This is a genomic window from Mycolicibacter heraklionensis, from assembly GCF_001021505.1.
GTDB lineage: Bacteria > Actinomycetota > Actinomycetes > Mycobacteriales > Mycobacteriaceae > Mycobacterium > Mycobacterium heraklionense.
The window spans coordinates 422,121-447,503 of record NZ_LDPO01000002.1 but is presented as its reverse complement, the minus strand read 5'-3'; the positions used below and the strand labels follow the sequence as shown (position 1 = coordinate 447,503).

The following is a 25,383-nucleotide window of genomic DNA, read 5'->3' as shown; positions in this document are numbered from 1 at the left end:
TGTGGCGCAGTTGGGCCGCAACTTCGCGGTGATCTACGAGCAGGCCAACTCTCACGGTCAGAAGGTGCAGTCGGCCGGCAACAACATGGCCAACACCGACGCCTCGGTGGGCTCCAGCTGGGCCTGATCCAAGCCAGTTTCGATCAAGAAACCGGCGCAGCCTGCAGGCTGCGCCGGTTTCTTGCGTTCCAGGGGAGAGAGAACGGGCGGGCCGGTCTGTCTACCGCACTGTCGTTACCCCGTCGTCGCTGCCGCCGAGCATGCGCCCAGCACCGTGGTGGACAGGAATGTCGCGGCATTGGCCAGATAGTTGTCGGTCGGGTCGTAGGTCGGCAGCGCCAACACGAACGCCCGCCGGTACTGGGCGGACAGCTCCGCGAAGTCCTGCAGGGTGGGGTTGTTGCTGCGGCGGCCCAGCTGCTGCATCTTGTTGGCCAAGCTGATCATGATGGGCCCGACTGCCAGGTTGATCGCCTTCTGCTGCGGGTTCCAGTAGGTCCCGGGGATGCTGGGGTCGATCCCGTGCCATTCGGCGGCATCGACACCGAACTTTTCCAGCGTGGCCTTCCAGTCCGCGCACACCGGATTGGACCCGGTCAAATAGCGCTGCGGGTTGGCGGGGTTGCCCGGCGAGGCGGTCTTGGTGGGTGAGGCCTGCGCTTCGACCAGCGGTGCGCGGGTCGCTGCCGATCCGTTGTTGGCGGCTGCGCAGATCGCGGCCAGCGCCGAAGCGGCGCTGTGCGCGGTACCGGCCAGAGCAGCGTCCCGCTCGGTGTAGGTGGGAATGTGCTCGACGAAGGTCCGGGCATAAGCGATGAACTGCTCGTAGAGTTCGCGCATCACCCGGTGCGGAGTCAGCTTCACCAGACCCACGGTCTGGGCGGCAGCGTTGCGCACCACCTGGCCGGCGGCCAGGTACTGCTTCTTCTGCTCGTCGTTCCACGCCGACGCCGGAATCGACTGATCACGCTCGTTCCACTTGCCCTGTCCGAGCATCGACAGCGTGCTGGACAAATTGCCGCTGATCGATATCCACGCGGTGCAACTGGGGTCATTCATGATGATCGAGACCGGGCCGGTGTCGTCCGCGCTGGCGATGCCCGAAGCCGCCGCGTTGCGGCTGGAGGCCGAGCCGTCCAGCGAACCCTTACCGGGGTCGCCGCCCATCAGCACCACCGCGACCAACACCAGCGCAACCACCGCCAGCACGACTACCGCGGCCAACCCCCATTTGAGGCTCTTGTTCTGCTTAGGGGCAGCGACTTCGTCGTCGTCGTAGTCCTCGTCCTCGTCCTCGTCGTCGTAATCAAAGTCGAGGTCATCACTGCCATTGGTCACAGTGAGCCAGCTTAAAGCACCGACCGGCGCGGGGCAGTGCCACGAAGGGCCTCTAGACTTGGCGACCGTCAAACCGTTATCGAATCATCCGCACCAAGGGGGTATTTGTGCTGCGCAGCCACGACGCCGGCTCACTGCGGGCCACCGACGCCGGGCGCAGCGTCACGCTTGCCGGTTGGGTGGCGCGCCGACGTGACCACGGCGGTGTCATCTTCATCGACCTGCGCGACGCCTCCGGGGTGGCGCAGGTGGTATTCCGCGACGCCGCTGTTCTGGAGCAGGCGCATCGGTTGCGGGCGGAGTTCTGCGTGGCGGTCACCGGTGGTGTCGAGGTCCGCCCCGAGGGCAATGAGAACCCGGACCTGCCCACCGGGGCCATCGAGGTCAACGCGACCGAACTGACGGTGCTCAACGAGGCTGCGCCGTTGCCGTTCCAGCTCGACGAGTCGGCCGGCGAGGAGGCCCGGCTGCGCTACCGATACCTGGATCTGCGTCGTGAAGACGGCCCCGGTGCTGCGCTGCGGCTGCGCTCCAAGGTGAGCGCCGCCGCCCGCGCCGTGCTGGCCGCCCACGACTTCGTGGAGATCGAAACCCCCACGCTGACCCGCTCTACCCCCGAGGGGGCGCGCGACTTCCTGGTTCCGGCACGGCTGCAGCCCGGCTCGTTCTACGCGTTGCCGCAGAGCCCGCAGCTGTTCAAGCAGCTGCTGATGGTGGCCGGCATGGAACGCTACTACCAGATCGCCCGCTGCTACCGCGACGAGGACTTCCGCGCCGACCGTCAGCCGGAGTTCACCCAGCTGGACCTGGAGATGAGCTTCGTCGACGCCGAGGACGTGATCGGCGTCGCCGAACAGGTGCTCAAGGCGCTGTGGGCACTGATCGGCTACGACCTGCCGTTGCCGCTGCCCCGGATGACCTACGCCGACGCGATGCGCCGGTTCGGCTCTGACAAGCCCGACCTGCGGTTCGGTTTGGAGCTGGTGGAGTGCACGGAGTTCTTCTCCGACACCACGTTCCGGGTGTTTCAGGCCCCCTATGTGGGCGCAGTGGTCATGCCGGGCGGGGCGTCGCAGCCGCGCCGCACCCTGGACGGCTGGCAGGAGTGGGCCAAACAGCGCGGCGCCAAGGGCTTGGCGTACGTGCTGGTCGGCGAGGACGGCGAGCTGTCCGGACCGGTGGCCAAGAACCTGACCGACGCCGAGCGCGCCGGGCTGGCCGGGCACGTCGGTGCCGCACCGGGGGACTGCATCTTCTTTGCGGCCGGACCGGCTAAGCCGTCTCGGGCCTTGCTGGGGGCCGCTCGTGGCGAGATCGCCCGGCGTCTGGGCCTGATCGATGAAGGAGCCTGGGCGTTCACCTGGGTGGTCGACCCGCCGCTGTTCGAGCCCGCCGGGGACGCCACCGCGGCCGGTGACGTCGCGGTCGGCGCGGGCGCCTGGACCGCGGTGCACCACGCGTTTACCGCGCCCAAGCCGGGGCACGCCGACAGCGTCGAGTCCGATCCCGGCGCGGTGCTCGCCGACGCCTACGACGTGGTCTGCAATGGCAACGAGATCGGCGGCGGCTCGATCCGTATCCACCGCCGCGACATCCAGCAGCAGGTCTTCAAGGTGATGGGGATCGATGAGGCGGCGGCGCAGGAGAAGTTCGGATTCCTGTTGGACGCCTTCAGTTTCGGCGCGCCTCCGCACGGCGGCCTGGCGTTCGGCTGGGATCGGGTGGTGGCGTTGCTGGCCGGAGTCGACTCGATCCGCGAGGTCATCGCGTTCCCGAAGTCCGGCGGCGGCATCGATCCGCTGACCGACGCACCGGCGCCGATCACCGCGGCTCAGCGCAAGGAAGCCGGCATCGACGCGGTGCCCCACCAGCGCTGAGGCGCAGGCGCTAGACAGCGGCCTGACGGTCGGCAAGGCTGACGGGTATGGATTCGGCCGAGTTCGCCCGATTGGTGGTGGCCAACATGCCGTTCGCGGCGGCGTTGCAGATCGAGATCGCTGAGCTGTCACCGCAAGAGGTTCGCGCGACCATGGCGTGGGCGCCGGAGCGCTGCACCACCGGCGGGATGCTGCACGGGGGAGCGTTGATGGCGTTCGCCGACACCGCAGGGGCGGTGTGCGCGGTGGTCAACCTGCCGCAGGGCGCCAGCACGTCGACCATCGAGTCGAAGACCAACTTCTTCCGCGCGGTGCGTGACGGCGCTGTGACGGCGACCAGCATTCCGCTGCACGTCGGGCGCACGACGATCGTCGTGCAGACCGACCTGAGCGACGACAACGGCAAACTGGTCGCCAGGGTCACCCAGACCCAGGCGGTGCTGTCGCCGAAGCCGCAGTAGCCGGACTCACCAGAACGGTTTGAGCAGCTGGCGCATCGCCGGCGGAACCCAGCCTTTCACCGACGACGGGAATACCCGTCCCGGTCCGCATTTCGGCCACGCATACGGGCCCTGCTCGTCGAGAACCCGAGTGGCGACGGCGATCTGTTCTTCCCGCGATGCCTTCGCCGGCGATCCCACACCGCCGAATGCACGCCAGGTCGACGGTTTGAACTGCAGCCCGCCATAGAAACCATTGCCGGTATCGGCGGCCCAGTTGCCGCCCGATTCGCATTGTGCGACCGCATCCCAGCCCATCGCCACGTTATCCGCGTGGGCCACTCCTGCCGAGGACAGCAGCGTGCCCACAATCCCCCCGGTGATCAGCCCGGACGTGGCCCAAGTCAGCTGCCGCCGTCCGAACTGCACGACACGCCGTGCCGTGTTCCGGTACATATCACAACCTCCGTGATAGGTGTCTATCAGTGAGGTTTCCGAGCATAACGCGATAAATGATGAAATTGCACATTTTGGTCACCTAAAGATGCAAATGAGTTTGTTGTTATAAGTTGAGGTAAAAGTAAACAACAGTTGTTTGAGTTAATGAAGTTGTGATTGTTACGTATGTTGCGAGAGATCTCTTAGAAATTAAGAGAATTTTGAGTTACTAATGTTGCTGAAGTGACTATTGAGGTCAGAGTGGTAGTTGGGCGATCCCGGCGCGCGGGCGCCCCGAGCTGACCCAGCCGAGAAAAAATCGCTGGAATCGCGCGCCCGGTTCCCCGGGGGCATGGCCAGACGCCCCTAGGCTGCCTCGGGTGGCCGACCGCTATGGAACCGACATCCTCTCCAGCAACCCGCACGCCGCCCGCAAAGTCCGCTCGGTGGAGGTGCCGGTGGAACGCGGCATGGTGGTCGAAGACGCCCAGAGCGGCTACGTCGGGGCCGTCGTGCGGATCGCCTACGGTCGGATGGACCTCGAGGACCGGCACGGACGCACCCGTGGATTCCCGGTCGGCCCGGGCTACCTGATCGACGGCAAGCCGGTAATCCTGACCGAGGCCAGGCCCACGGCGCCGGCGGCACCCGCCCGAACGGCGTCGGGTTCGGTGGCGGTGCGGGGCACCCGCGCCAAGGTCGCACTGGCCAGTCGGATCTACGTGGAGGGCCGCCACGATGCCGAACTCGTCGAGCAGGTCTGGGGTGAGGACCTGCGCGTTGAGGGTGTGGTGGTCGAGTACCTCGGCGGCATCGATGACCTGGCCGGCATCGTTGCCGAATTCCAGCCCGGGCCGGGCCGACGCCTCGGGGTGCTGGTCGACCACCTGGTCGCAGGCTCCAAGGAGACCCGCATCGCGGAGGCGGTGCGCCGTGGGCCGGGCGGTGCGCACACCCTGATCGTGGGACATCCTTACGTCGACATCTGGCAGGCCGTGAAGCCGGGGCGGCTGGGATTGGAGGTGTGGCCGAAGATCCCGCGCAACGTGGAGTGGAAGCACGGGATCTGTGCTGCACTGGGCTGGCCGCACACCGGCCAGGCCGACATCGCCGCTGCCTGGCAGCGCATCCGGGGCCGGGTGCGGGACTGGACCGACCTGGAGCCCGAGCTGATCGGCCGGGTCGAGGAGCTGATCGACTTCGTGACGCAATCCGGCGGTTAGCGAGCCTCGACGCAGGAGAGGCGAAGCTGGACCGGCGTGACGATCCGGTTGAATCCGGCTGAATCGGGCCACCGGGGCCGCCTGAGCGAGTTGGATGGCGGGCATGAAAACAATTGCCGCCGTGGCCCATGCGCCCAACCAGCCTTTCGAGATCATGGAGTTGGACCTCGACGGGCCCGGCCCTGGCGAGGTGCTGATCAAGTTCACCGCCGCCGGGCTGTGCCATTCGGACCTGCACCTGGCCGACGGCGACTGGCCGGCGCGGTTCCCGATCGTCGGCGGGCACGAGGGCTCCGGGATCATCGAGGACGTCGGCCCCGGGGTCACCAAGGTCAAACCGGGCGATCACGTGGTGTGCTGCTTCATCCCCAGCTGCGGCGCCTGCCGGTACTGCTCGACCGGACGGCAGAACCTGTGCGATATGGGCGCCACCATCCTGGAGGGCTGTATGCCCGACGGCACGTTCCGATTCCACTCGGGTGGAACCGATTACGGCGGGTTCTGCATGCTGGGCACCTTTGCCGAGCGTGCGACGGTCTCGCAGCACTCGGTGGTCAAGGTCGACGACTGGCTGCCGTTGGAGACTGCGGTGCTGGCCGGCTGCGGGGTGCCGACCGGCTGGGCGACGGCCAACTACGACGGCGGAGTGCGAGCCGGGGACACCGTGGTGATCTACGGCATCGGCGGGGTCGGCATCAACGCCGTGCAGGGCGCCGCGCATGCCGGCGCCAAGTACGTGGTGGCGGTCGACCCGGTGGAGTTCAAACGCGACACTGCCTTGAAGCTGGGTGCCACGCATGCGTTCGCCACCGCCGATGAGGCGATGGCCAAGATCGCCGAGCTGACCTGGGGACAGATGGCAGACCAGGCGCTGATCACCGTCGGCGACTTGGGTGAGGCCGTCACGACTGCCGCGATCAACACGGTGGGCAAGGGCGGCACCGTCGTGATCGCGGCGATGGCCCGCTTGGAGGACCTCGATGTGCAGGTGTCGGGCACGATGTTGGCGCTGTTCGGAAAGACGATCAAAGGCACGCTGTTCGGCGGGGCGAACCCGCAGTACGACATCGTGCGGCTGTTGCGCCTCTATGACGCCGGCCAGCTCAAGCTCGACGAGCTGGTCACCCGCCGCTACACGCTGGAGCAGGTCAACGAGGGTTACCAGGACCTGCGCGACGGCAAGAACATCCGCGGGGTGATCGTGCACCGCTGACGTCACGGTGCTCAGGCGGGAATGGTATGCCTGAAGGCGTGTCCGATGGACTGTTCGACCTGACCGGCGCCCCGGCGCATGAGCCGCATGAGTCCGGTGCCACCTCCACGCCGCTGGCGGTGCGGATGCGTCCGGCGTCCCTCGACGAGGTGGTCGGCCAGGATCACCTGCTGGGGCCGGGCTCGCCGCTGCGCCGGCTGGTCGACGGCTCCGGGGCGGCGTCGGTCATTCTCTACGGTCCGCCGGGCACCGGTAAGACCACGCTGGCCTCGCTGATCTCCGGCGCCACCGGACGCCGATTCGAGGCGCTCTCGGCGCTGAGTGCCGGGGTCAAAGAGGTGCGCGTCGTGATCGACACCGCCCGGCGCGCGGCGGCGTACGGCGAGCAGACGGTGTTGTTCATCGATGAGGTGCACCGGTTCTCCAAGACCCAGCAGGACGCGTTGCTGGCCGCGGTGGAGAACCGGGTGGTGCTGCTGGTGGCAGCCACCACGGAAAACCCGTCGTTCTCGGTGGTCGCCCCGCTGCTGAGCCGTTCGCTGATCCTGCAGCTGCGTCCGCTCGGGCCCGAGGACATCGCCACGGTGGTGCGTCGCGCCATCGACGACGAACGCGGCCTGGGCGGACGCGTGGAGGTGGCGCCCGACGCCGTCGATCTGCTGGTCCGGCTGGCCGCCGGGGACGCCCGCCGGGCCTTGACCGCACTGGAAGTGGCGGCTGAGGCGGGCGGGCGGGTGACCGTCGAGATCGTCGAGGGATCCCTGGATCAGGCCGCGGTTCGCTACGACCGCGACGGCGACCAGCACTACGACGTCATCAGCGCGTTCATCAAGTCGGTGCGCGGCTCCGACGTCGATGCCGCACTGCACTACTTGGCCCGGATGCTGGTGGCCGGGGAGGACCCGCGGTTCATCGCCCGCCGGCTGATGATCCTGGCCAGCGAGGACATCGGGATGGGCGACCCGACCGCGCTGCAGACCGCGGTGGCCGCCGCGCAGACCGTCGCGCTGATCGGTATGCCCGAGGCGCAGCTGACGCTGGCGCACGCCACCGTGCACCTGGCAACCGCGCCGAAGTCCAACGCCGTGACCACCGCGCTGGGCGCGGCGATGGCCGACATCCGGGCCGGCAAGGCCGGGGCGGTTCCGGCGCACCTGCGCGACGGGCACTATGCGGGCGCGCAGGCGCTGGGCAATGCGGTCGGCTACCGCTACGCCCACGATCATCCGGACGGCGTTGTGCCGCAACAGTATCCACCCGACGATCTGGTCGGTGTGGACTACTATCAGCCCACCGGCCGGGGAGCTGAGCGCGAGATCGGCGGGCGGTTGGCGCGGTTGCGGGCGATCATCCGTCGCCGCTGATCACCAGGTGCCGGCGGCGAGGTCGGCGAACAGGTTGTTCAGCGTGTCGGGCATTGCTTCCAGCGCCGCGGAGATGCCGGTCAGCCCGTCCTGGAATGCCGCGGCGAGCGCCGCCGAGTCACCGGACACCAGGGCGTCCAGGACGTGGTCGACCGCCACCTGCGGCGGCAGCACCAGGTCACGCCAGATCAGGAAAAGATCACCCAGCACGCCCGGATTCTCCGGGACCTGCTGTCCGGCCCAGCTCAGCAGCGTCCAGCCGTCCTCGGGGTTGCCCGCGAGCTGGATCAGTCCGGCGTTCGGGACCAGCCCGGGCGACCCGCCGTTCTGCAACGACGAGATCAGCTCGTTGACCAGCGCCGTCGGATCGGGGTTCTTCACATTGAGCATGGTCCAGATCATCATCGAGGCTTCGCTGGTGTAGCCCACGGCGGTGATATTGCCGTCGTCTCCGACCACCGGATTGGCCAGCGCGGCGGCATACATCGCGTTGATGGCCTCGGTGTAGTTGTCGTTGACGACCACTCCGTTGTATTCGTCGGCACCCGGAATCGGAAAGGCGTTGACCAGACCCAACATCCATAGCACCACGGCCACGTCGTAGTAGATGCCGCCGAGGCTCAGCACCGGCTGGTTGGCGAAGATTCCGCCGTCGACCTCGACCAACCCGTTGAGGATCTGCGGCTGCAGGTCCTCCAGCGCGGCGAATGGCACTGCGGTTTCCTGGGCGTCGGTGTCCGGCCCGGAAAACAGCCCGGCTACGTGGCCGGGACCGCCGACCTGGCCGAAGATCTGGTTGGCGGTGTCGATCGCCTGCTGCTTGCCCAGGTCGCTGATCCCTGCCCCGGGGAACTCGGGGGAGAACGGGATCCGCGAGTTGGCGGGCGCCAGGTCCTCGGCGTGCCGGACGATGTCGATGACGATGTCCTGGGCGGTCAGTGCGATGTCGGCGATCACGGATGCCGGCAGCAGGGGCGGCGGCGCTGCGATCGGGGCGATGAGGCCGGCGCCGATCAGCGCGATTCCCGCGGCGGTGCAGCTAGAGCGCATCTCCGGCATTTTGGGCCCCCAGTCGTCAGCTATGGCACGGCATCGGCTAATGAAAAACTCAGGTGACGGTAGCAATGCGAGTCGGGGACGACCGCAGCTTTCAGTGGCCGCGGCGGGTATTGCCAGCAAACGCGCAGGGTCAGCCTGCGCCGGCCTGGCCCAGCCAGTCGGCGAGTGAGCGTCCGGCGTCCAGCACGTGTCGCTCGGCAATGGCGCGCGCGGCTTCGGCGTCGCGTTCGGCCAGCGCCTGCACCAGCTTCTGATGGTCTTCCAGCGAATGGTGCTCGTGTTCGGGGAACACCGTGAGGAAGTTCGTCGGGACCACCCGCGCCGCGTGCCGAATCTGGATGAGCAGTTGGGGGGAGTGGGCGGCGCGGTGAATCTCTTGGTGGAACTGCCAGTTGGCGTCGCCGATACCGTCCGAGCCGCGCAGCGCCTCGACGTCGGCGGCCAGCGTGCGCAGGCGATCGACCTCGGCGGGGGAAATCCGCTCGGCGGCCCAGGCCGCGGCTTGACCGGTCAATACCCCAAGGATGGTGAAGCTGTCCAGCACGTCCTCGGGGCGGATCCCGATCACCGTGACACCGCTGCGCGGTGCGACCTCCACCAGGCCCTCATAGGAGAGTTCGAGCAGCGCCTCGCGCACGGGCGTACGGCTGGTGGCGAACTCCGTGGTGATGGCGTCCAGATCCAGGCGGGTGCCGGGCGCCAGCTCGCCGGTGAGGATGCGGTTGCGCAGCTCGCGGGCGGCACGCTCGCGCACCGTGCCCCCGATGTCGACATTGTTGGCCGCCACAGGCGAATCGTACACGCTTTGAAATCCAATAGTTGATATCTGATATATCAGATGGTAGGTATTGGGCATGACGAAACGGACCGACAAGATGGCGCTGGTCGCCTTCATGCAAGCCGGCAACGCCTCGGTGTACGCCGGATCGTGGCGCCACCCGGCCAGCGAGCACGGCTATCTCGACGCCTCCTACTACGCCAAGATCGGCCGCCAGCTCGAAGAGGGCTGCTTCGATCTGATGTTCTTCGACGACCGGCTGGCGATCCCGGGCATCTACGGTGGTTCGGTCGCCGAAGCGGTTCGCTACGGGGCGCGGCCGGTGAAGCTCGATCTGTCCGTCGTGCTCGGCGTTCTCGCCCAGGCCACCTCGAAGATCGGCCTGGGTGCCACGTACTCCACCAGCTATTACCCGCCGTTCCACGTGGCCCGCACCTTCGCCAGCCTCGACCACCTCTCCGGCGGCCGGGCGGCGTGGAACGTGGTGACCTCGGTCAATGACAGTGAGGCCCAGAACTACGGCCTGGAAAGCCACCTCAGTCACGACGAACGCTACGACCGAGCCGATGAGTTCCTCGATGTCGTCGCCGGGCTCTGGGACACCTGGGAAGACGGCGCGATCGTGGCCGACCGGGAGGCCGGCATCTTCGCCGACCCGTCCAAGGTGCACGAACTCAACCACATCGGCGAGTACTTCTCCTCGCGCGGCCCGCTGACGGTGCCGCGTACCCCGCAGGGCCGGCCGGTGATCCTGCAGGCCGGGTCGTCCGGTCGAGGCCGCGACTTCGCGTCACGCTGGGCGGATCTGATCTTCACCGGAGATCCGGGCATCGAGGTGGCGCGCAGCCACTACGCCGATCAGAAGGAACGCATCGGTGACTCCGGTCGTGATCCCGCCACGGTGAAGCTCTGCCCGATGGCCTACGCGGTGGTCGGCGAGACCGAGGCCCAGGCCAAGGACCGCGAACAGATCCTGCTCAACGACCTGGTGCACCCGATGGCGTCGTTGACGCTGCTCTCCGAGCTGATGAACTACGACTTCGCGCAGCACAACCTCGATGACCCGATCACCGACGAGCTGATCGCGTCGGCGTCGGGAATCCGCGGTCTGGTGCAGAACCTGCGCACCCACATCGGCGGTGACACCGTCACGCTGCGCGACCTGGCCCGACATCGGGCCACGCTGCTGCAGGGCCCGCGCTTCGTCGGCACCGGAGCCCAGGTCGCCGACCAGATGGCGGAGTGGTTCCACAGCGGCGCCTGCGACGGCTTCGTCTTGGCCGCAACGCATTCGCCGGGATCCTACGAAGACGTGGTCCGGATGGTGGTCCCCGAGCTACAGCGTCGCGGACTGTTCCGCACCCACTATGAGGGCAACACCTTGCGCGATCATCTGGGCCTGCCCCGGCCCGCCGCGGCCGCCGTACCGGCATGACCGGCGCGATGCTCGAAGGCGTCCGGGTGCTCGACCTGGCCACCCTGGCGGCGGCGCCGCTGGTGGCCACCTACCTCGGTGAGTTCGGTGCCGATGTCATCAAGGTCGAGCAACCCGGGATCGGGGACCCGATCCGCAGCTGGGGCAACCAGCGCGATGGCGTCGGGCTGATGTGGAAGTCGGTGTCGCGCAACAAACGCTCCATCACCTGCAACCTGCGGGTGCCCGAAGGCCAGGGGTTAGTGCGCAAGCTGGTGGCCCATGCCGATGTGGTGATCGTCAACACCCGCCCGCAGACGCTGCGCGGCTGGGGGTTGGACTACGAGGCGCTGCGCGCGGTCAACGACCGCATCGTGATGCTGCACATCACCGGCTTCGGGCTCTCCGGTCCGAAAAGCGAGCGGCCCGGCTTCGGCACCCTCGGTGAGGCCATGAGCGGGTTCGCCAACATCACCGGTGAAGCCGACGGCCCACCCACGCTGCCGCCGTTCATGCTGGCCGACGGTGTCGCGTCGCTCAACGCCGCCTACGCGGTGATGATGGCGCTGTATCACCGGGACGTGCACGGTGCTTCGGGTCAGCTGATTGACGTCAACCTCATCGACCCGCTGGCCCGCCTGCTGGAGCAGACCCTGCTCGGCTACGACCAGCTCGGGCTGGTGCCGACCCGGGCCGGCAACCGCTGGGATATCTCGGCGCCGCGCAACACCTACCGCACCGCGGACGGCCGCTGGCTGGCGATGTCGGGCAGCTCACCGGCGCTGGCGCTGCGGGTGTTTCGGGCGATCGGGCGGGCCGACCTGGTCGACGACGCCGATTTCTCCGACCCGCAACGCCGGTTGGCCCGTGCCCGAGAAGTCGACCAGGTGGTCGCCGATTGGGTGGCGAGCAAAACCCTGGCCGAGGCGATGGCCGTCTTCGACGCCGAACAGGTCGCGGCCGCAGCGGTGTACGACATCACCGACCTGGTCGCCGATGAGCAGCTGGCGCATCGCGAGGTGTTCGTGAAGGTCGGTGACGACGAGCTCGGCGCCATGACCGTCCAAGCACCGGTGCCGCGCTTCTCCGCGGTGACCGGGCGCGTCGAACACCTGGGCCCGCGCCTGGGGGAGCACAACACCGAGGTTTATTGCGAACTGCTCGACCTCACCCCATCCGACATCGACGACCTGCACGCCCGCGGCGTGCTCTGACACCGAGGAGAAGACACCCATGCTGTTGCGCCGTTCCGAGTTGGCCGTGCCCGCTGCCAACGACCACATGTTCGCGCGTGCGGCCGCCTCGCAGGCCGACCTGGTCTTCCTCGACCTCGAGGACGCGACCGCGCCCGCCGAGAAAGTCGGCGCCCGCGCCAAGGTGATCACCGCGCTGAACGAACTGGACTGGGGACGCACCGCGCGCGCCATCCGGATCAACGGTCTGGACACGCAGTGGTGCCACGACGACATCATCGAGGTCGTCACCGCTGCCGGGGCCAACCTGGACACCATCGTCGTCCCCAAGGCCTGCACCGCCCGCGACGTCTGGTGGGTCGACCTGCTGCTCACCCAGCTGGAGGCCAAACTCGGTCTGGAACGCCAGATCCGCCTCGAAGTGCTCATCGAGGAGGTCGAGGGACTGGCCAACGCCGAGGAGATCGCCACGGCCAGCCCGCGGATCGATGCGCTGATCTTCGGGGTCGGCGACTTCTCACTGTCCCAGGGCGCGCGGGTGGACACCAACTTCGTGCCGATCTGGGACTACCCGGGCGACTTCTGGCATTACGCCCGCAACAAGGTGCTGGTCGCGGCCCGCATTGCCGGCATCGAGGCCATCGACTCGCCCTACCCCGACTACGCGAACCTGGACGGCTACGAGTCGGAAGCCCGCCGGTCTGCGCTGTATGGCTACACCGGCAAGTGGGCGATCCATCCCACCCAGATCCCGGTCGCCAACACGGTGTTCTCGCCGACCGCCGAGGAGGTCGCGCTGGCCGAACGCAACATGGCCGCCTACCGCGAGGGCGAGGCGAGAGGGCTGGGCGCGGTCGGGGTCGATGGCGTACTGGTCGACGCCGCGCACGTGAAGATGGCGCAGAACACCCTGGCGCGGGTGGCGCTGATCGACGGCAAGCGCTAAGCGGGTTGGCTCCTACCCTGGAGCTATGAACACCGAAGTGCTCGACATCGACACGGCCCGGCGTCGCACCGTCGACCTCACCGAGCAGGTGCGGTCGTTCTGCGCCGGCCACGGCGACGGGCTGTGCAACGTCTTCGTGCCGCATGCCACGGCCGGGGTGGCGATCATCGAGACGGGTGCCGGGTCCGACGCCGACCTGGTCGACACGCTGGAGCGGCTGCTGCCGCGCGATGACCGCTACCGGCACGCGCACGGCTCGCCGGGACACGGGGCCGATCACGTGCTGCCGGCGATCGTGGCGCCCTCGATCACGGTTCCCGTGGCTGACGGGGAGCCGCTGCTGGGAGTCTGGCAGTCGGTGGTCCTGGTCGACCTGAACCGCGACAACCCTCGTCGCAGCGTGCGACTGAGCTTTGTCGGCGCCGGCGCCACCTGAGGATCCTTGCCTGCAGAGAACGCGATCGGCAGCCCGGTACTGTAGTGCCGTCTAAACGGGCGAGACGGCGGGAAGCGATAGATAGTGCAGACACACGAGATCAGGAAACGCTTCCTCGATCACTTCGTGAAAGCGGGCCACACCGAGGTGCCGAGCGCTTCGGTGATCCTTGATGACCCCAACTTGTTGTTCATCAACGCCGGCATGGTGCAGTTCGTGCCGTTCTTCCTGGGCCAGCGCACTCCGCCGTACGCCACCGCCACGAGCATCCAGAAGTGCATCCGTACCCCGGATATCGACGAGGTGGGCATCACCACCCGGCACAACACCTTCTTTCAGATGGCCGGCAACTTCTCGTTCGGCGACTACTTCAAGCGCGGGGCGATCGAGCTGGCCTGGACGCTGCTGACCAACAGCGTCTCCGACGGCGGCTACGGACTGGACCCCGAACGACTTTGGGCCACCGTCTATCTCGACGACGACGAGGCCATCGCGTTGTGGCAGGAGATCGCGGGATTGCCGCTGGAGCGGATCCAGCGCCGCGGCATGGCCGACAACTACTGGTCGATGGGCATCCCCGGACCCTGCGGACCCTCGTCGGAGATCTACTACGACCGCGGCCCGGAGTTCGGTGTCGACGGCGGCCCGGTCGCCAACGAGGACCGCTACATCGAGATCTGGAACCTCGTGTTCATGCAGAACGAGCGCGGCGAGGGCACCTCCAAGGAGGACTTCGAGATCCTCGGGCCGCTGCCGCGTCAGAACATCGACACCGGGATGGGCATCGAGCGGGTGGCCTTCCTGCTCCAGGGCGTACACAACGTCTACGAGACCGACCTGGTAAGGCCGGTTATTGATCTGGTCGCCACCCGCGCGCCGCGTGGCTATAACACCGGCAACGACGCCGACGACGTGCGTTACCGGATCATCGCCGACCACTCCCGCACCGCGGCCATCCTGATCGGCGACGGCGTGAGCCCCGGCAACGACGGCCGCGGCTACGTGCTGCGCCGGCTGCTGCGCCGGGTGATCCGCTCGGCCAAGCTGCTGGGCATCGAAGGCCCGATAGTCGGTGACCTGATGGCAACCGTGCGTGACGCCATGGGCCCGTCGTATCCGGAACTGGTCACCGACTTCGACCGGATCAACCGGATCGCGGTAGCCGAGGAGACCGCGTTCAACCGCACCCTGACCTCGGGCTCGAAGCTGTTCGAGGAGGCGGCCGCAGCCACCCGATCCGCCGGGATCACCGTGCTGTCCGGCAGCGACGCCTTCGCTTTGCACGACACCTACGGGTTCCCGATCGAGCTCACCCTGGAGATGGCCTCGGAGGCCGGACTGCAGGTCGACGAGGCGGGGTTCCGGACGCTGATGGCCGAGCAGCGACAGCGCGCCAAGGCTGACGCCGCCGCGCGCAAGCACGCCCACGCCGACTTGAGCGCCTACCGGGACCTGATCGACGCCGGACCCACCGAGTTCACCGGGTTCGACGAGCTCACCACCGACGCCCGCATCCTGGGCATTTTCGTCGACGGCAAGCGAGTGCCGGTGGTGTCCCACGAAGACGTCGCCGCAGATCGTGTCGAGCTGGTGTTGGACCGCACCCCGCTCTATGCCGAAGCCGGTGGGCAGATCGCCGACGCCGGAACGATAAGGGCCGGAACTGCCCAGGCCACGGTCACCGACGTGCAGAAGATCGCCCAGACGCTGTTCGTGCACCGGGTCGCCGTCGAGTCCGGCGAATTCGTCGAGGGTGACACGGTCACCGCCGCGGTGGACCCAGCCTGGCGCAAGGGCGCTACCCAGGGCCACTCGGGCACCCATATGGTGCACGCCGCGCTGCGGCAAGTATTGGGGCCCAACGCGGTTCAGGCCGGCTCGCTGAACCGGCCCGGCTATCTGCGGTTCGACTTCAACTGGCAGGGCGCGCTCAGCGATGACCAACGCCGCCAGGTCGAGGAGGTCACCAACGAGGCCGTACAGGCCGACTTCGAGGTGCACACGTTCACCGAAGAACTCGAGAAGGCCAAGGCGATGGGCGCCATGGCCATGTTCGGCGAGAAGTACCCCGAGAAGGTGCGGGTCGTCGAGATCGGCGGGCCGTTCTCGCTGGAGCTGTGTGGCGGCACGCACGTGCACAACTCGGCGCAGATCGGCCCGGTCACCATCCTGGGCGAATCGTCGGTGGGTTCCGGGGTGCGCCGCGTCGAGGCCTACGTCGGGCTGGACTCGTTCCGGCACTTGGCGAAGGAGCGGGCGCTGATGGCCGGGCTGGCCTCCTCGCTGAAGGTGCCCTCGGAGGAAGTTCCCGCCCGGGTGGCCAACTTGGTGGAGCGGCTGCGCGCCGCCGAGAAGGAACTGGACCGCGCCCGGTTGGCGAGTGCGCGAGCGGCTGCCTCGAATGCCGCCGCCGGCGCTGAACAAATCGGTAACGTGCGCCTGGTGGCGCAGCGGATGTCGGGTGGTGTCGGCGGTGGCGACCTGCGTTCGCTGGTCGGCGACATTCGCGGCAAACTGGGCGAGGAGCCGGCAGTGGTGGCGCTGATCGCCGACGGCCCAGACAGCGTGCCCTATGTGGTGTCCGCCAACGCCGCCGCGCAAGACCTCGGGTTGCGAGCAGATGACCTGGTCAAAGACCTGGCGGCGGCGGTCTCCGGCCGCGGCGGCGGCAAGGCCGATCTGGCGCAGGGCTCGGGTAAGGACTCCACCGGGATCGATGCCGCGCTCGCGGCGGTGCGCGCGGCGGTCGCCCGGAGCGCGCCGGCGTGACCCCACCCCACCATCGCACCCCGGACCGGCCCGGCGGGCGGGACGATCCCGGCCGCGGACGACGGCTCGGGGTGGATGTGGGCAGTGTGCGTATCGGGGTGTCATGTAGCGACCCCGATGGACTGTTGGCGACCCCGGTGGAGACCGTGCGACGACACGCATCCGGTTCGCACTTGCGCCGGCTGGCCGACCTGGCCGACGAATACGACGTCGTCGAAGTGGTGGTGGGGTTGCCCCGCACCCTGGCCGACCGGGCGGGCTCGGCCGCCGAGGACGCCATCGCGGTTGCCGACGCCCTGGCCCGGGTGCTGGCCCAACGCCGTCGGCCCGCCCCGGTGCGGCTGGCCGACGAGCGCCTGAGCACCGTCAGCGCGGCGCGGTCCCTGCACGCGGCCGGGGTGCGCTCCAAACGTCAGCGTTCGGTGATCGACCAGGCTGCCGCGGTGACGATCCTGCAGAGCTGGCTCGACCAGCGCCGGGCTCTGGCCGCACCGGCCCCGGCTGTGCCGACGGAGGACAACAGTGCCTGATGAAGAGCCCGGGGCGGCCCACGACCAGCCCGGGAAGAAGGCCAAGCCGGTGGCGGTCGGGCCGCCGCGGCGGCGGATGAGCCGGACCGAGCGGGCCCGTGAGACCCGGCGCCGGCGCCAGCACAACCGGCACCGCCGGGTGGCCCGCGGCCTCGGCGTCGCGTTGGTGGTGCTGGTCGCGATCGCCGGCGTTTTCCTGGGCTCCAAGTTCTGGCACTCCAGCGGTCCCGTCCTCGACTACACCGGCGACGGCGGCCAGCAGGTGCTGATCGAGGTGCACGAGGGCGACTTCACCACCGCGATCGCCGAAACGATGCTGGACGCGGGGGTGATCGCCAACGTCGGAACGTTCCTCAACGCCGCGCAGGGCAACGCCGCCATCGCGGCGATCCAGCCCGGCTTCTACCGGTTGCGGGCCGAGATCCCGGCCGCCACCGCGGTGCAGCAGCTCGCCGACCCGGACAATCGAGTGGGCAAGCTGGTGATCCCGGAGGGCCGTCAACTCGACGACACCACCGACATGAAGACCGACCGGGTGACCCCGGGGGTGTTCACACTCATCGCCGAGGCCAGCTGCCTGGACCTCAACGGCGATCGCACCTGTCTCAAAGCCCCAGATCTGCGTCGGGCCGCGGAGATCGAGACGCCGCAGGCACTGTCCGTGCCGGAGTGGGCCCTCGGGCCGGTCACCAAGATGGGTCGCGACCACCGCCGCATCGAGGGCCTGATCACGGCGGGCACCTGGAACGTCGACCCGACCGCACCGGCACCCACCGTGCTCTCGAAACTGATCAGCCAGAGCAGCGCGCAGCTGGACAAGTCCGGCCTGCCCGGCACCGCCGAACAGTTGGGCATGACTCCCTACGAAATGCTGGTGGTGGCTTCGCTGGTACAACGCGAAGCCCTGCCGCACGACTTCGCCAAGGTAGCCAGGGTTATCGACAACCGGCTGGGTGAGCCGCAGCGGCTGGAGTTCGACTCGACGGTCAACTACCCGCTGGACCGCCAGGAGGTGGCCACCACCGACGCCGACCGGGCCAAGGTCACGCCGTGGAACACCTATGCCTCCGACGGTCTGCCGGCCACCCCGATCTGCTCACCGGGAATGGACGCCCTGCATGCCGCCGAGCATCCCGAGCCCGGCGACTGGCTGTACTTCGTGACGATCGACAAGGACGGCACCACTCTGTTCACCCACAACTACCAGCAGCACCTGAACAACATCGAGATGGCGCTGGACAACGGTGTCCTCGACAGCTCCCGCTGACCCCGGGCCACGCCGGGCCGCGGTGCTGGGCTCGCCGATCGCCCACTCGCGGTCACCCCAGCTGCACCTGGCGGCCTACCGGGCGCTCGGCCTGCAGGACTGGACCTATGAGCGCATCGAGTGCGGCGCCGAGGAGTTGCCGGCGCTGGTCGCCGGTTTGGGGCCGGAATGGGTCGGCGTCTCGGTCACCATGCCGGGTAAATTCGCGGCCCTGGCGTTCGCCGACGAACGCACCCGGCGCGCCGAGCGCATCGGCTCGGCGAACACGCTGGTACGCACCGCAACCGGGTGGCTGGCCGACAACACCGACGTCGACGGGGTGAGCGGGGCGCTCGGTTCGGTGTCGGGGTCAGCGATCGTGCTGGGCTCCGGCGGCACCGCCCCGGCCGCGGTGGTGGCGCTGACCGAACTGGGCGCCAGCCACATCACGGTGGCCGCCCGCAACGCCGACAACGCCGCCCGGGTGGCGGCGTTGGCCACCGAAGTCGGTGTGCCGGCGCGCGTCTACACGCTCGACGACCCCGACCTGGCCGCCGCAGCCGCCGACGCCGCGGTGCTGGTCAACACGCTTCCGGCCGATGTCGCCGCCGGATATGCGCCGGTCCTGGCCCGCGTGCCGGTGCTGCTGGACGCCATCTACGACCCGTGGCCGACGCCGCTGGCAGCTGCGGTGAGCGCCGCCGGCGGCACGGTGATCAGCGGACTGCAGATGCTGCTGCACCAGGCGTTCACTCAGGTCGAGTTGTTCACCGGTCGGCCCGCGCCCCGCGCGGAGATGACTTGCGCGGTCGCCGACCTCGCCTGAGCATGGCGCCATGGTGGTCGCGGGCCTGGCGGTGGCGTGGCTGTCACTGCTGAGCGGTTACGACATCCGGCAGCGCCGGCTGCCGAACTGGTTGACACTGCCTGCGGCGGTGCTGGTCCCGGCGGTGGCGGCCGCGGCCGGCCGGGGGCCCGCGGCGCTGGCCGGCGCGGCGGCTCTGACCGGGGTCTATCTGGTCGTTCACCTGATCGCACCGGCCGGATTGGGGGCCGGCGACGTCAAGTTGGCCGCCGCGCTCGGGGCGCTGACGGGTTCCTTCGGAGCTGACGTGTGGCTGCTGGCCGCGGTGTCCGCGCCGCTGCTGACCGGGCTGTGGGGGCTGTCGGTGGCCATGGCGGGTGGCGGGCGGACGGTGCCGCACGGACCGTCGATGTGCCTTGCCAGCGCGGTGGCGGCGGGCCTGGGGATGCTGTGAAGCTCAGGGAACACAAATTAACGTCGAGTGTGACCTTGTCAGGAAACGTTTGCCGCTCAGCCCATTATTAGGTAACATTGACCGTATTGAACTGCTGCTGACCGGTGCGTAGCCAGAGGGGGTGACCGTGAAGCGAGCTGTGATTGGGGGCGCGGCGGCTGCCGCGGTTATCGTCGGCGGCACCGTACTCGCCAGCAACATGGCGTCACCGTCCCTGCCTGACGTGCAGGTTCCGGCGATCCAGCTGTCCAGCGCCGAAGGAAACGACGCCACCGTGCAGTGGCTGGACCTGTTCGCGCAGACCTCGGCCGCCAACGCGGACTCCTTCGGCGGCTACCTGCTGGACCCGAGTTCCGCTGTCCCACCCGGCGAATCGCCCCTGGTGCTGATCGACCCGGAGGCCTCCGCGGAGGACTTCGACCAGATCCTCGACGGCATCGTCGGCAATGCCGGCAGTCAGCTCAACGCGGTGACCTCGCCGAGCAACGGCCCTGACGCCGTCACCTACCTGATCCTCAAAAACGGTTCCTGAACCCGGCCAAGCCTGGCGGGCGGGACCGAATCCCGGTTGTCGCTGCCCTGAGCGGCCGGTGTGCGCAACCGTTAACTCCTCCAAGCCCGGGCGGGCCTGACCGGCATGGGAAGATGGGACACGTGTTGCGTTGGATAACCGCCGGGGAATCGCACGGTCGCGCGTTGGTGGCCATGGTCGAGGGCATGGTCGCCGGAGTGGCCGTCACCTCGGCTGACATCGCGGACCAGCTCGCCCGCCGGCGCCTGGGCTACGGCCGCGGGGCCCGGATGAAGTTCGAGGCCGATGCGGTCACCGTCCTGTCGGGTGTGCGGCACGGTGTGACCCTGGGCGGCCCGATCGCCGTCGAGATCGGCAACACCGAATGGCCCAAGTGGGAGACGGTGATGTCGACCGATCCCGTCGACCCGGCGGTGCTGGACAGCGAGGGCGGTGCCCGCAACGCGCCGCTGACTCGGCCACGGCCCGGCCACGCCGACTTCGCCGGCATGCTCAAGTACGGCTTCGACGACGCCCGCCCGGTGCTCGAACGTGCCAGCGCGCGGGAGACGGCCGCCCGGGTGACTGCGGGCACCATCGCGCGGGCGTTCCTGGACCAGGCTCTGGGTGTTCAGGTGATCTCCCACGTCATTTCGATCGGCGCGTCCGATCCCTACGACGGTCCGGTGCCGCAACCGGCCGACCTGGCCGCCATCGATGCCAGCCCGGTGCGTGCCTTCGACGCCGGCGCCCAGGAGTCCATGATCGCCGAGATCGAGGCGGCCAAGGCCGACGGCGACACCCTGGGCGGCGTGGTCGAGGTGGTCGTGTCGGGCCTGCCGATCGGCCTGGGGTCGTTCATCAGCGGTGATGACCGACTCGACAGTCAACTGGCTGCCGCGATCATGGGCATCCAGGCGATCAAGGGCGTCGAGATCGGCGACGGTTTCACCACCGCCCGCCGGCGCGGCAGCGCGGCCCATGACGAGATGTACCCGGGTCCCGACGGGGTGGTGCGTTCCACCAACCGGGCCGGCGGGCTCGAAGGGGGCATGACCAACGGCCTGCCGTTGCGGGTGCGTGCGGCGATGAAGCCGATCTCCACGGTGCCGCGGGCACTGGCCACCGTCGACATGGCCACCGGAGAGGAAGCCGTGGCGATCCATCAACGCTCCGACGTGTGTGCGGTGCCGGCCGCCGGTGTGGTGGCCGAAGCCATGGTGGCGTTGGTGCTGGCCCGCGCCGCGCTGAACAAGTTCGGCGGAGACTCGCTGACCGAAACCCGGCGCAACATCGAGGCCTACCGGCGTTCGGTGGCCGATCGCGTGCCGGCGGGCGACCAGGAACGGGCATCGGGATAGCCCATGGCACCCAAGGCGGTTCTGGTGGGATTGCCCGGGGCGGGCAAGTCCACGATAGGACGGCGCCTGGCCAAGGCCCTCGACGTGGAGATGCTCGACACCGATGCCGCCATTGAGGCCCGCACCGGTCGCACCATCGCCGACATCTTCGCCACCGACGGCGAACCGGAATTCCGTCGCATTGAAGAAGAGGTGATTCGGGAAGCGCTCGCCGAGCATTCCGGTGTGTTGTCGCTCGGCGGGGGAGCCGTCACCACCCCCGGCGTGCGCGAGGCGCTGGCCGGACACACCGTGGTGTTCCTGGAGATCAGTGCCGCCGAAGGCGTGCGGCGCACCAGTGGCAGTACGGTACGGCCCCTGCTCGCCGGTCCCGGCCGGGCCGAGAAGTTCCGCGAGCTGATGTCGCAGCGGGTGCCGCTGTACCGGAGGCTCGCGACCATCCGGGTCAACACCAACCGGCGTAACCCGGGTGCGGTGGTGCGCTATATCGTGTCTCGGCTGGAGGCCGGCGCACCCGCCGGCCGGACGCACCCGCGACCGGCGGCACCGACACCCGCCGACTCGCCGCCCACACCCGCCACCCTGGCCGCCCGACAGACCGGAGGACGCAAGTGACCGACATTCCCGAGCCGATCACCGTGACGGTGGCCACCGACCCGCCGTACCCGGTGGTGATCGGTAAAGGCCTGCTCGGTGATCTCGCCGGGTTGCTCGCCGGGCGCAACAAGGTCGCGATCCTGCACCAGCCCACGTTGGAAGCTACCGCCGAGGGAATCCGAACGTACCTGTCCGACAAGGGGATCGAGGCGCACCGCATCGAGATCCCGGACGCCGAGGACGGCAAGTCGCTGCAGGTGCTCGGTTTCATCTGGGACGTGCTGGGCCGCATCGGTCTGGACCGCCGCGACGCGCTGGTCAGTCTCGGCGGCGGCGCTGCCACCGACGTCGCGGGATTCGCCGCGGCGACTTGGTTGCGCGGCATCTCGATCGTGCATGTGCCCACCACCTTGCTGGCCATGGTGGACGCCGCAGTCGGCGGCAAGACCGGCATCAACACCGAAGCCGGCAAGAACCTGGTCGGTGCGTTTCACCAGCCCGCCGCCGTCGTCGTCGACCTGGCCACCCTGGAGACGTTGCCGCAGCGCGAGATCGTCGCGGGCATGCCGGAGATCGTCAAGGCCGGCTTCATCGCCGATCCGGTGATCCTGGACCTGATCGAGGCTGATCCGGTGGCGGCGATGGATCCGGCGGGGGAGGTGCTCGGCGAGCTGATCAGGCGTGCCATCACCGTCAAGGCCGAAGTGGTCGCCGCCGACGAGAAAGAGTCGGATCTGCGCGAAATCCTCAACTACGGCCACACTTTGGCGCACGCCATCGAAGCGCTGGAGCACTACCAATGGCGCCACGGCGACGCGGTGTCCGTCGGGCTGGTGTTCGCCGCCGAGCTGGCCCGCATCACCGGGCGTCTCGACGACGCGACCGCGGACCGGCATCGATCGATCCTGCTGTCGCTCGGGTTGCCGGTCAGCTACTACGAAGACGCGCTGCCGGCGCTGCTGGAATACATGATGGGGGACAAGAAGACTCGGGCCGGGGTGCTGCGGTTCGTGGTGCTTGACGGTCTGGCCAAGCCGGGCCGGCTGGAAGGGCCCGACCCGATGCTGCTGGCGGCCGCCTACGACGAGGTGGGGCGGCGATTCCGATTGGAGCGGCGATGAACCGGATCAACGTCATCAACGGCCCCAACCTGCAGCGGTTGGGCCGGCGTGAGCCTGATGTCTACGGCAGCACCAGTTATGCGGACCTACAGGCGCTGATCGAGCGGGAAGCGGCCGAACTCGGGGTCGACGTCGTGGTGCGCCAGAGCGACAGCGAAGCCGAGCTGCTGGAGTGGATTCACTCCGCAGCCGACGCCGCCGAACCGGTGATCCTCAACGCCGGTGGCCTGACCCACACCTCGGTGGCCCTGCGGGACGCCTGCGCCGAGCTGCCCGCCCCGCTCATCGAGCTGCACATCTCCAATGTGCATGCCCGCGAAGACTTTCGGCGGCACTCCTACCTGAGCCCGATCGCCAACGGCGTGATCGTCGGCTTCGGGGTGCGCGGTTACCTGCTGGCGCTGCGCTACTTGGCCGAGTCGTCGGGCGCCGAGTCTTCGGACTGAACCTCGGTGCCGCCGTTGTCCTCGATCACGGGGATTTCGGTAGTGGCGTCGGCATCGGCCGGGAACTCTTCGGTGGTGAAGCCCGCCGACGGGCCGGCCAGGGTCGCGTCGGCGGCGGGTGCGGCGGCCTCGGTCTGCACGGCGCCGGTCTCCTCGGCGGCCACCACGGGAGCGCCGACGGTGGCGAACACGTCGGTCGCCGGCTGGCTCTCCTCGGCGGCGGCCGGGACCGGGCGACGTTCCGGATGCTTCTCGTACTCCTTGTCGACGGCGCGGCGCCCGAGCGCCACGCCGGCCACCGCCACCACGAACACCAGCAGCGCGGTGAAGGCCGCGAAGCTGGTCAGCTCGTTGAAGAAGCTGCTGATGTAGAGCGCCTTGTCGAACTGGCCGATGACCCACGAGACGAACCCACTGAGCAGCCCGGCGACCAGTCCCGCACCCAGCCAGGTCATCGCGAGGTCATCGCGCCGGTCCGGGTCGGCGTGGGCCTTGGCGTCCTCACGGCCGTCCGAACGGCCCCAGATGAACACGCCGATCGCGAACAAGATCATCAACACCAGGCTGATCAGACCTGCCTGCGCCTCGAAGGCGTTGATCAGCACCCCCTGGATGAGGCGGATCACGACCATCAGTGCAGCGAAGACCAGCCCGCGCAGAAACCACTTGCTCATGGGGCCACAGCGTAGCGAGTACCGTCACACCGCGTGACACATTCCTCCCGTCGGGCGCGTCTGAGTGCCGAGATCTGCGCCGCAGACCTGGACGCGATGCTGGTCACCGACCTGATCAACGTGCGCTATCTGTCCGGGTTCACCGGGTCGGCCGGGGCGCTGCTGGTCTATGCCGACGACCGGCCGGCGGTGCTGGCGACCGATGGCCGCTACCGCACCCAGGCCGCCCGGCAGGCCCCCGACCTGCAGGTCGCGATCGAACGCAGCGGGCCCCGACACCTCGTCACGCAGGCCGCGGCGGCCGGCGCGCGCCGCATCGGCTTCGAGGCTCACGTGGTGACCGTGGACGGCTTCGACGCGCTGTCGGCGGCGCTGTGCGGGGTCGACGACGCCGTTGAGCTGGTCCGGGCGTCGAACACCGTGGAGGCGCTGCGCGAGGTCAAAGACGCCGGCGAAGTGGCCCTGCTGCGGCTGGCCTGCGAGGCCGCCGACGCGGCCCTGAGTGATCTGGTGGAGCGCGGCGGCCTGCGGCCGGGGCGCACCGAACGTGAGGTCCGCCGGGAACTGGAAGCCCTGATGCTCGACCACGGCGCCGAGGCCGCGTCGTTCGAGACGATCGTGGCCGCGGGCCCCAACTCGGCGATTCCGCATCACCGACCCACCGACGCCGTGCTGGCCGCCGGTGACTTCGTCAAGATCGACTTCGGCGCACTGGTGGCCGGCTACCACTCCGATATGACCCGCACCTTCGTGCTGGGGCCGCCCGCCGACTGGCAACGCGAGATCTACCAAGTGGTGCGGGCCGCGCAGCGGGCCGGTCGCGAGGCGTTGCAACCGGGTGCGGACCTGCGTGCGGTCGACGCGGCCGCGCGCACCGTGATCGCGGAGGCCGGCTACGCCGAGACCTTCGGCCACGGCCTCGGCCACGGGGTCGGGTTGCGGATTCACGAAGCGCCCGGAATCAATGCGGCGGCCGACGGTACACTGCTTGCCGGTGCTGTGGTGACCGTAGAGCCCGGCGTCTATCTGGCTGATCGTGGCGGGGTCCGTATCGAGGACACGCTCGTGGTCGCTGATACTGCCGGGCAGGCCCCGGACCTGCTGACTCGGTTCCCCAAGGAACTGACCATTCTCTAGGAGACGTGAACGA

At 68.7% G+C, this 25,383-nt stretch carries 25 protein-coding genes and 1 pseudogene; 21 read left to right on the top strand and 5 right to left on the bottom strand.

The features are described from left to right. Nucleotides 1-127: pseudogene (locus ABW16_RS24200) on the top strand (type VII secretion protein EsxI); the annotation flags it as partial. Between the two features lie 107 nt (nucleotides 128-234). Here ABW16_RS24200 and ABW16_RS05410 read toward each other — a convergent pair. Next, nucleotides 235-1,338, bottom strand: a complete 1,104-nt coding sequence (locus ABW16_RS05410; protein WP_047318077.1) for a hypothetical protein — start codon at nucleotides 1,336-1,338, stop codon at nucleotides 235-237. 107 nt (nucleotides 1,339-1,445) lie between these two features. On the opposite strand from ABW16_RS05410, the gene aspS reads away from it, so the two are divergent. After that, a complete protein-coding gene (gene aspS, locus ABW16_RS05405; RefSeq protein ID WP_047318076.1) occupies nucleotides 1,446-3,215 on the top strand; it encodes an aspartate--tRNA ligase in 1,770 nt (589 codons plus the stop codon). A 47-nt stretch (nucleotides 3,216-3,262) separates the two neighbouring features. Then, the gene (locus tag ABW16_RS05400; RefSeq protein WP_047318075.1) at nucleotides 3,263-3,676 is read left to right on the top strand and encodes a PaaI family thioesterase; all 414 of its coding nucleotides are present in this window, start codon (nucleotides 3,263-3,265) and stop codon (nucleotides 3,674-3,676) included. A 6-nt stretch (nucleotides 3,677-3,682) separates the two neighbouring features. On the opposite strand, the gene ABW16_RS27975 is transcribed toward ABW16_RS05400, so the two are convergent. After that, entirely contained in the window at nucleotides 3,683-4,111 is a 429-nt protein-coding gene (locus ABW16_RS27975; RefSeq protein WP_200900618.1) for a transglycosylase family protein, read from the bottom strand. Between the two features lie 362 nt (nucleotides 4,112-4,473). Between ABW16_RS27975 and ABW16_RS05390 the strand changes: the two genes are divergently transcribed. From ABW16_RS05390 to ABW16_RS05380, 3 genes are all read left to right on the top strand, one after another. After that, nucleotides 4,474-5,316, top strand: a complete 843-nt coding sequence (locus tag ABW16_RS05390) for a DUF3097 domain-containing protein (protein ID WP_047318074.1) — start codon at nucleotides 4,474-4,476, stop codon at nucleotides 5,314-5,316. Nucleotides 5,317-5,419: 103 nt separating this feature from the next. Further along, nucleotides 5,420-6,529, top strand: coding sequence for an NDMA-dependent alcohol dehydrogenase (locus tag ABW16_RS05385; RefSeq protein WP_047318153.1), 1,110 nt, complete (start codon nucleotides 5,420-5,422; stop codon nucleotides 6,527-6,529). Between the two features lie 26 nt (nucleotides 6,530-6,555). Further along, nucleotides 6,556-7,893 (top strand): replication-associated recombination protein A, encoded by a 1,338-nt coding sequence (locus ABW16_RS05380; protein WP_200900617.1) that lies wholly within the window; start codon nucleotides 6,556-6,558, stop codon nucleotides 7,891-7,893. Here ABW16_RS05380 and ABW16_RS05375 read toward each other — a convergent pair whose 3' ends face one another. Both ABW16_RS05375 and ABW16_RS05370 read right to left on the bottom strand, forming a co-directional pair. Beyond that, the gene (locus ABW16_RS05375; RefSeq protein WP_131721471.1) at nucleotides 7,894-8,943 is read right to left on the bottom strand and encodes a histidine phosphatase family protein; all 1,050 of its coding nucleotides are present in this window, start codon (nucleotides 8,941-8,943) and stop codon (nucleotides 7,894-7,896) included. It abuts the gene before it with no gap. 139 nt (nucleotides 8,944-9,082) lie between these two features. Beyond that, entirely contained in the window at nucleotides 9,083-9,739 is a 657-nt protein-coding gene (locus tag ABW16_RS05370) for a GntR family transcriptional regulator (RefSeq protein ID WP_047318072.1), read from the bottom strand. Between the two features lie 67 nt (nucleotides 9,740-9,806). Here ABW16_RS05370 and ABW16_RS05365 point away from each other — a divergent pair, with 67 nt between their 5' ends. The 14 genes from ABW16_RS05365 to aroQ all read left to right on the top strand — a co-directional run bounded on the left by ABW16_RS05365 (nucleotide 9,807) and on the right by aroQ (nucleotide 23,559). Then, entirely contained in the window at nucleotides 9,807-11,165 is a 1,359-nt protein-coding gene (locus ABW16_RS05365; protein ID WP_047318071.1) for an LLM class flavin-dependent oxidoreductase, read from the top strand. 8 nt (nucleotides 11,166-11,173) lie between these two features. Continuing rightward, nucleotides 11,174-12,358 carry a CaiB/BaiF CoA transferase family protein gene (locus ABW16_RS05360; RefSeq protein WP_047318151.1) on the top strand — a complete coding sequence of 395 codons (1,185 nt, stop codon included), beginning with the start codon at nucleotides 11,174-11,176 and terminating at the stop codon, nucleotides 12,356-12,358. A gap of 19 nt (nucleotides 12,359-12,377) precedes the next feature. Further along, complete coding sequence (locus ABW16_RS05355) at nucleotides 12,378-13,283, top strand: HpcH/HpaI aldolase/citrate lyase family protein (protein WP_047318070.1); 906 nt, start codon at nucleotides 12,378-12,380, stop codon at nucleotides 13,281-13,283. Nucleotides 13,284-13,308: 25 nt separating this feature from the next. Beyond that, nucleotides 13,309-13,719, top strand: coding sequence for a secondary thiamine-phosphate synthase enzyme YjbQ (locus ABW16_RS05350; RefSeq protein ID WP_047318069.1), 411 nt, complete (start codon nucleotides 13,309-13,311; stop codon nucleotides 13,717-13,719). Between the two features lie 84 nt (nucleotides 13,720-13,803). Further along, nucleotides 13,804-16,488: an alanine--tRNA ligase gene (gene alaS, locus ABW16_RS05345; RefSeq protein WP_047318068.1), complete on the top strand. Its 2,685-nt coding sequence runs from the start codon at nucleotides 13,804-13,806 to the stop codon at nucleotides 16,486-16,488. Further along, nucleotides 16,485-17,018 (top strand): Holliday junction resolvase RuvX, encoded by a 534-nt coding sequence (ruvX, locus tag ABW16_RS05340; protein WP_047318067.1) that lies wholly within the window; start codon nucleotides 16,485-16,487, stop codon nucleotides 17,016-17,018. Before alaS ends, ruvX begins: the two co-directional genes overlap by 4 nt. Then, complete coding sequence (locus tag ABW16_RS05335) at nucleotides 17,011-18,285, top strand: endolytic transglycosylase MltG (RefSeq protein WP_047318066.1); 1,275 nt, start codon at nucleotides 17,011-17,013, stop codon at nucleotides 18,283-18,285. The genes ruvX and ABW16_RS05335 overlap by 8 nt, the downstream gene beginning before the upstream one ends. After that, nucleotides 18,263-19,090 carry a shikimate dehydrogenase gene (locus tag ABW16_RS05330; protein WP_047318065.1) on the top strand — a complete coding sequence of 276 codons (828 nt, stop codon included), beginning with the start codon at nucleotides 18,263-18,265 and terminating at the stop codon, nucleotides 19,088-19,090. The genes ABW16_RS05335 and ABW16_RS05330 overlap by 23 nt, the downstream gene beginning before the upstream one ends. Nucleotides 19,091-19,100: 10 nt before the next feature. Continuing rightward, on the top strand, nucleotides 19,101-19,523 hold the full coding sequence (locus tag ABW16_RS05325) for a prepilin peptidase (protein ID WP_047318064.1): 423 nt from the start codon (nucleotides 19,101-19,103) through the stop codon (nucleotides 19,521-19,523). A 127-nt stretch (nucleotides 19,524-19,650) separates the two neighbouring features. Continuing rightward, entirely contained in the window at nucleotides 19,651-20,055 is a 405-nt protein-coding gene (locus ABW16_RS05320; protein WP_233424701.1) for a hypothetical protein, read from the top strand. Between the two features lie 113 nt (nucleotides 20,056-20,168). Further along, nucleotides 20,169-21,395: a chorismate synthase gene (gene aroC, locus ABW16_RS05315; RefSeq protein ID WP_047318063.1), complete on the top strand. Its 1,227-nt coding sequence runs from the start codon at nucleotides 20,169-20,171 to the stop codon at nucleotides 21,393-21,395. A gap of 3 nt (nucleotides 21,396-21,398) precedes the next feature. After that, nucleotides 21,399-22,010, top strand: coding sequence for a shikimate kinase (locus ABW16_RS05310; RefSeq protein WP_047318062.1), 612 nt, complete (start codon nucleotides 21,399-21,401; stop codon nucleotides 22,008-22,010). A gap of 5 nt (nucleotides 22,011-22,015) precedes the next feature. Continuing rightward, nucleotides 22,016-23,113 carry a 3-dehydroquinate synthase gene (gene aroB / locus ABW16_RS05305; protein ID WP_047318149.1) on the top strand — a complete coding sequence of 366 codons (1,098 nt, stop codon included), beginning with the start codon at nucleotides 22,016-22,018 and terminating at the stop codon, nucleotides 23,111-23,113. Beyond that, complete coding sequence (gene aroQ, locus ABW16_RS05300) at nucleotides 23,110-23,559, top strand: type II 3-dehydroquinate dehydratase (protein ID WP_047318061.1); 450 nt, start codon at nucleotides 23,110-23,112, stop codon at nucleotides 23,557-23,559. Before aroB ends, aroQ begins: the two co-directional genes overlap by 4 nt. Here the strand turns inward: aroQ and ABW16_RS05295 are convergent. Next, nucleotides 23,520-24,233, bottom strand: coding sequence for a B-4DMT family transporter (locus ABW16_RS05295; RefSeq protein WP_082133961.1), 714 nt, complete (start codon nucleotides 24,231-24,233; stop codon nucleotides 23,520-23,522). The two genes, aroQ and ABW16_RS05295, sit on opposite strands and share 40 nt — an antisense overlap. Nucleotides 24,234-24,266: 33 nt before the next feature. Between ABW16_RS05295 and ABW16_RS05290 the strand changes: the two genes are divergently transcribed. Continuing rightward, a complete protein-coding gene (locus ABW16_RS05290) occupies nucleotides 24,267-25,370 on the top strand; it encodes a M24 family metallopeptidase (protein WP_047318060.1) in 1,104 nt (367 codons plus the stop codon). The last annotated feature ends 13 nt before the right edge of the window (nucleotides 25,371-25,383 follow it).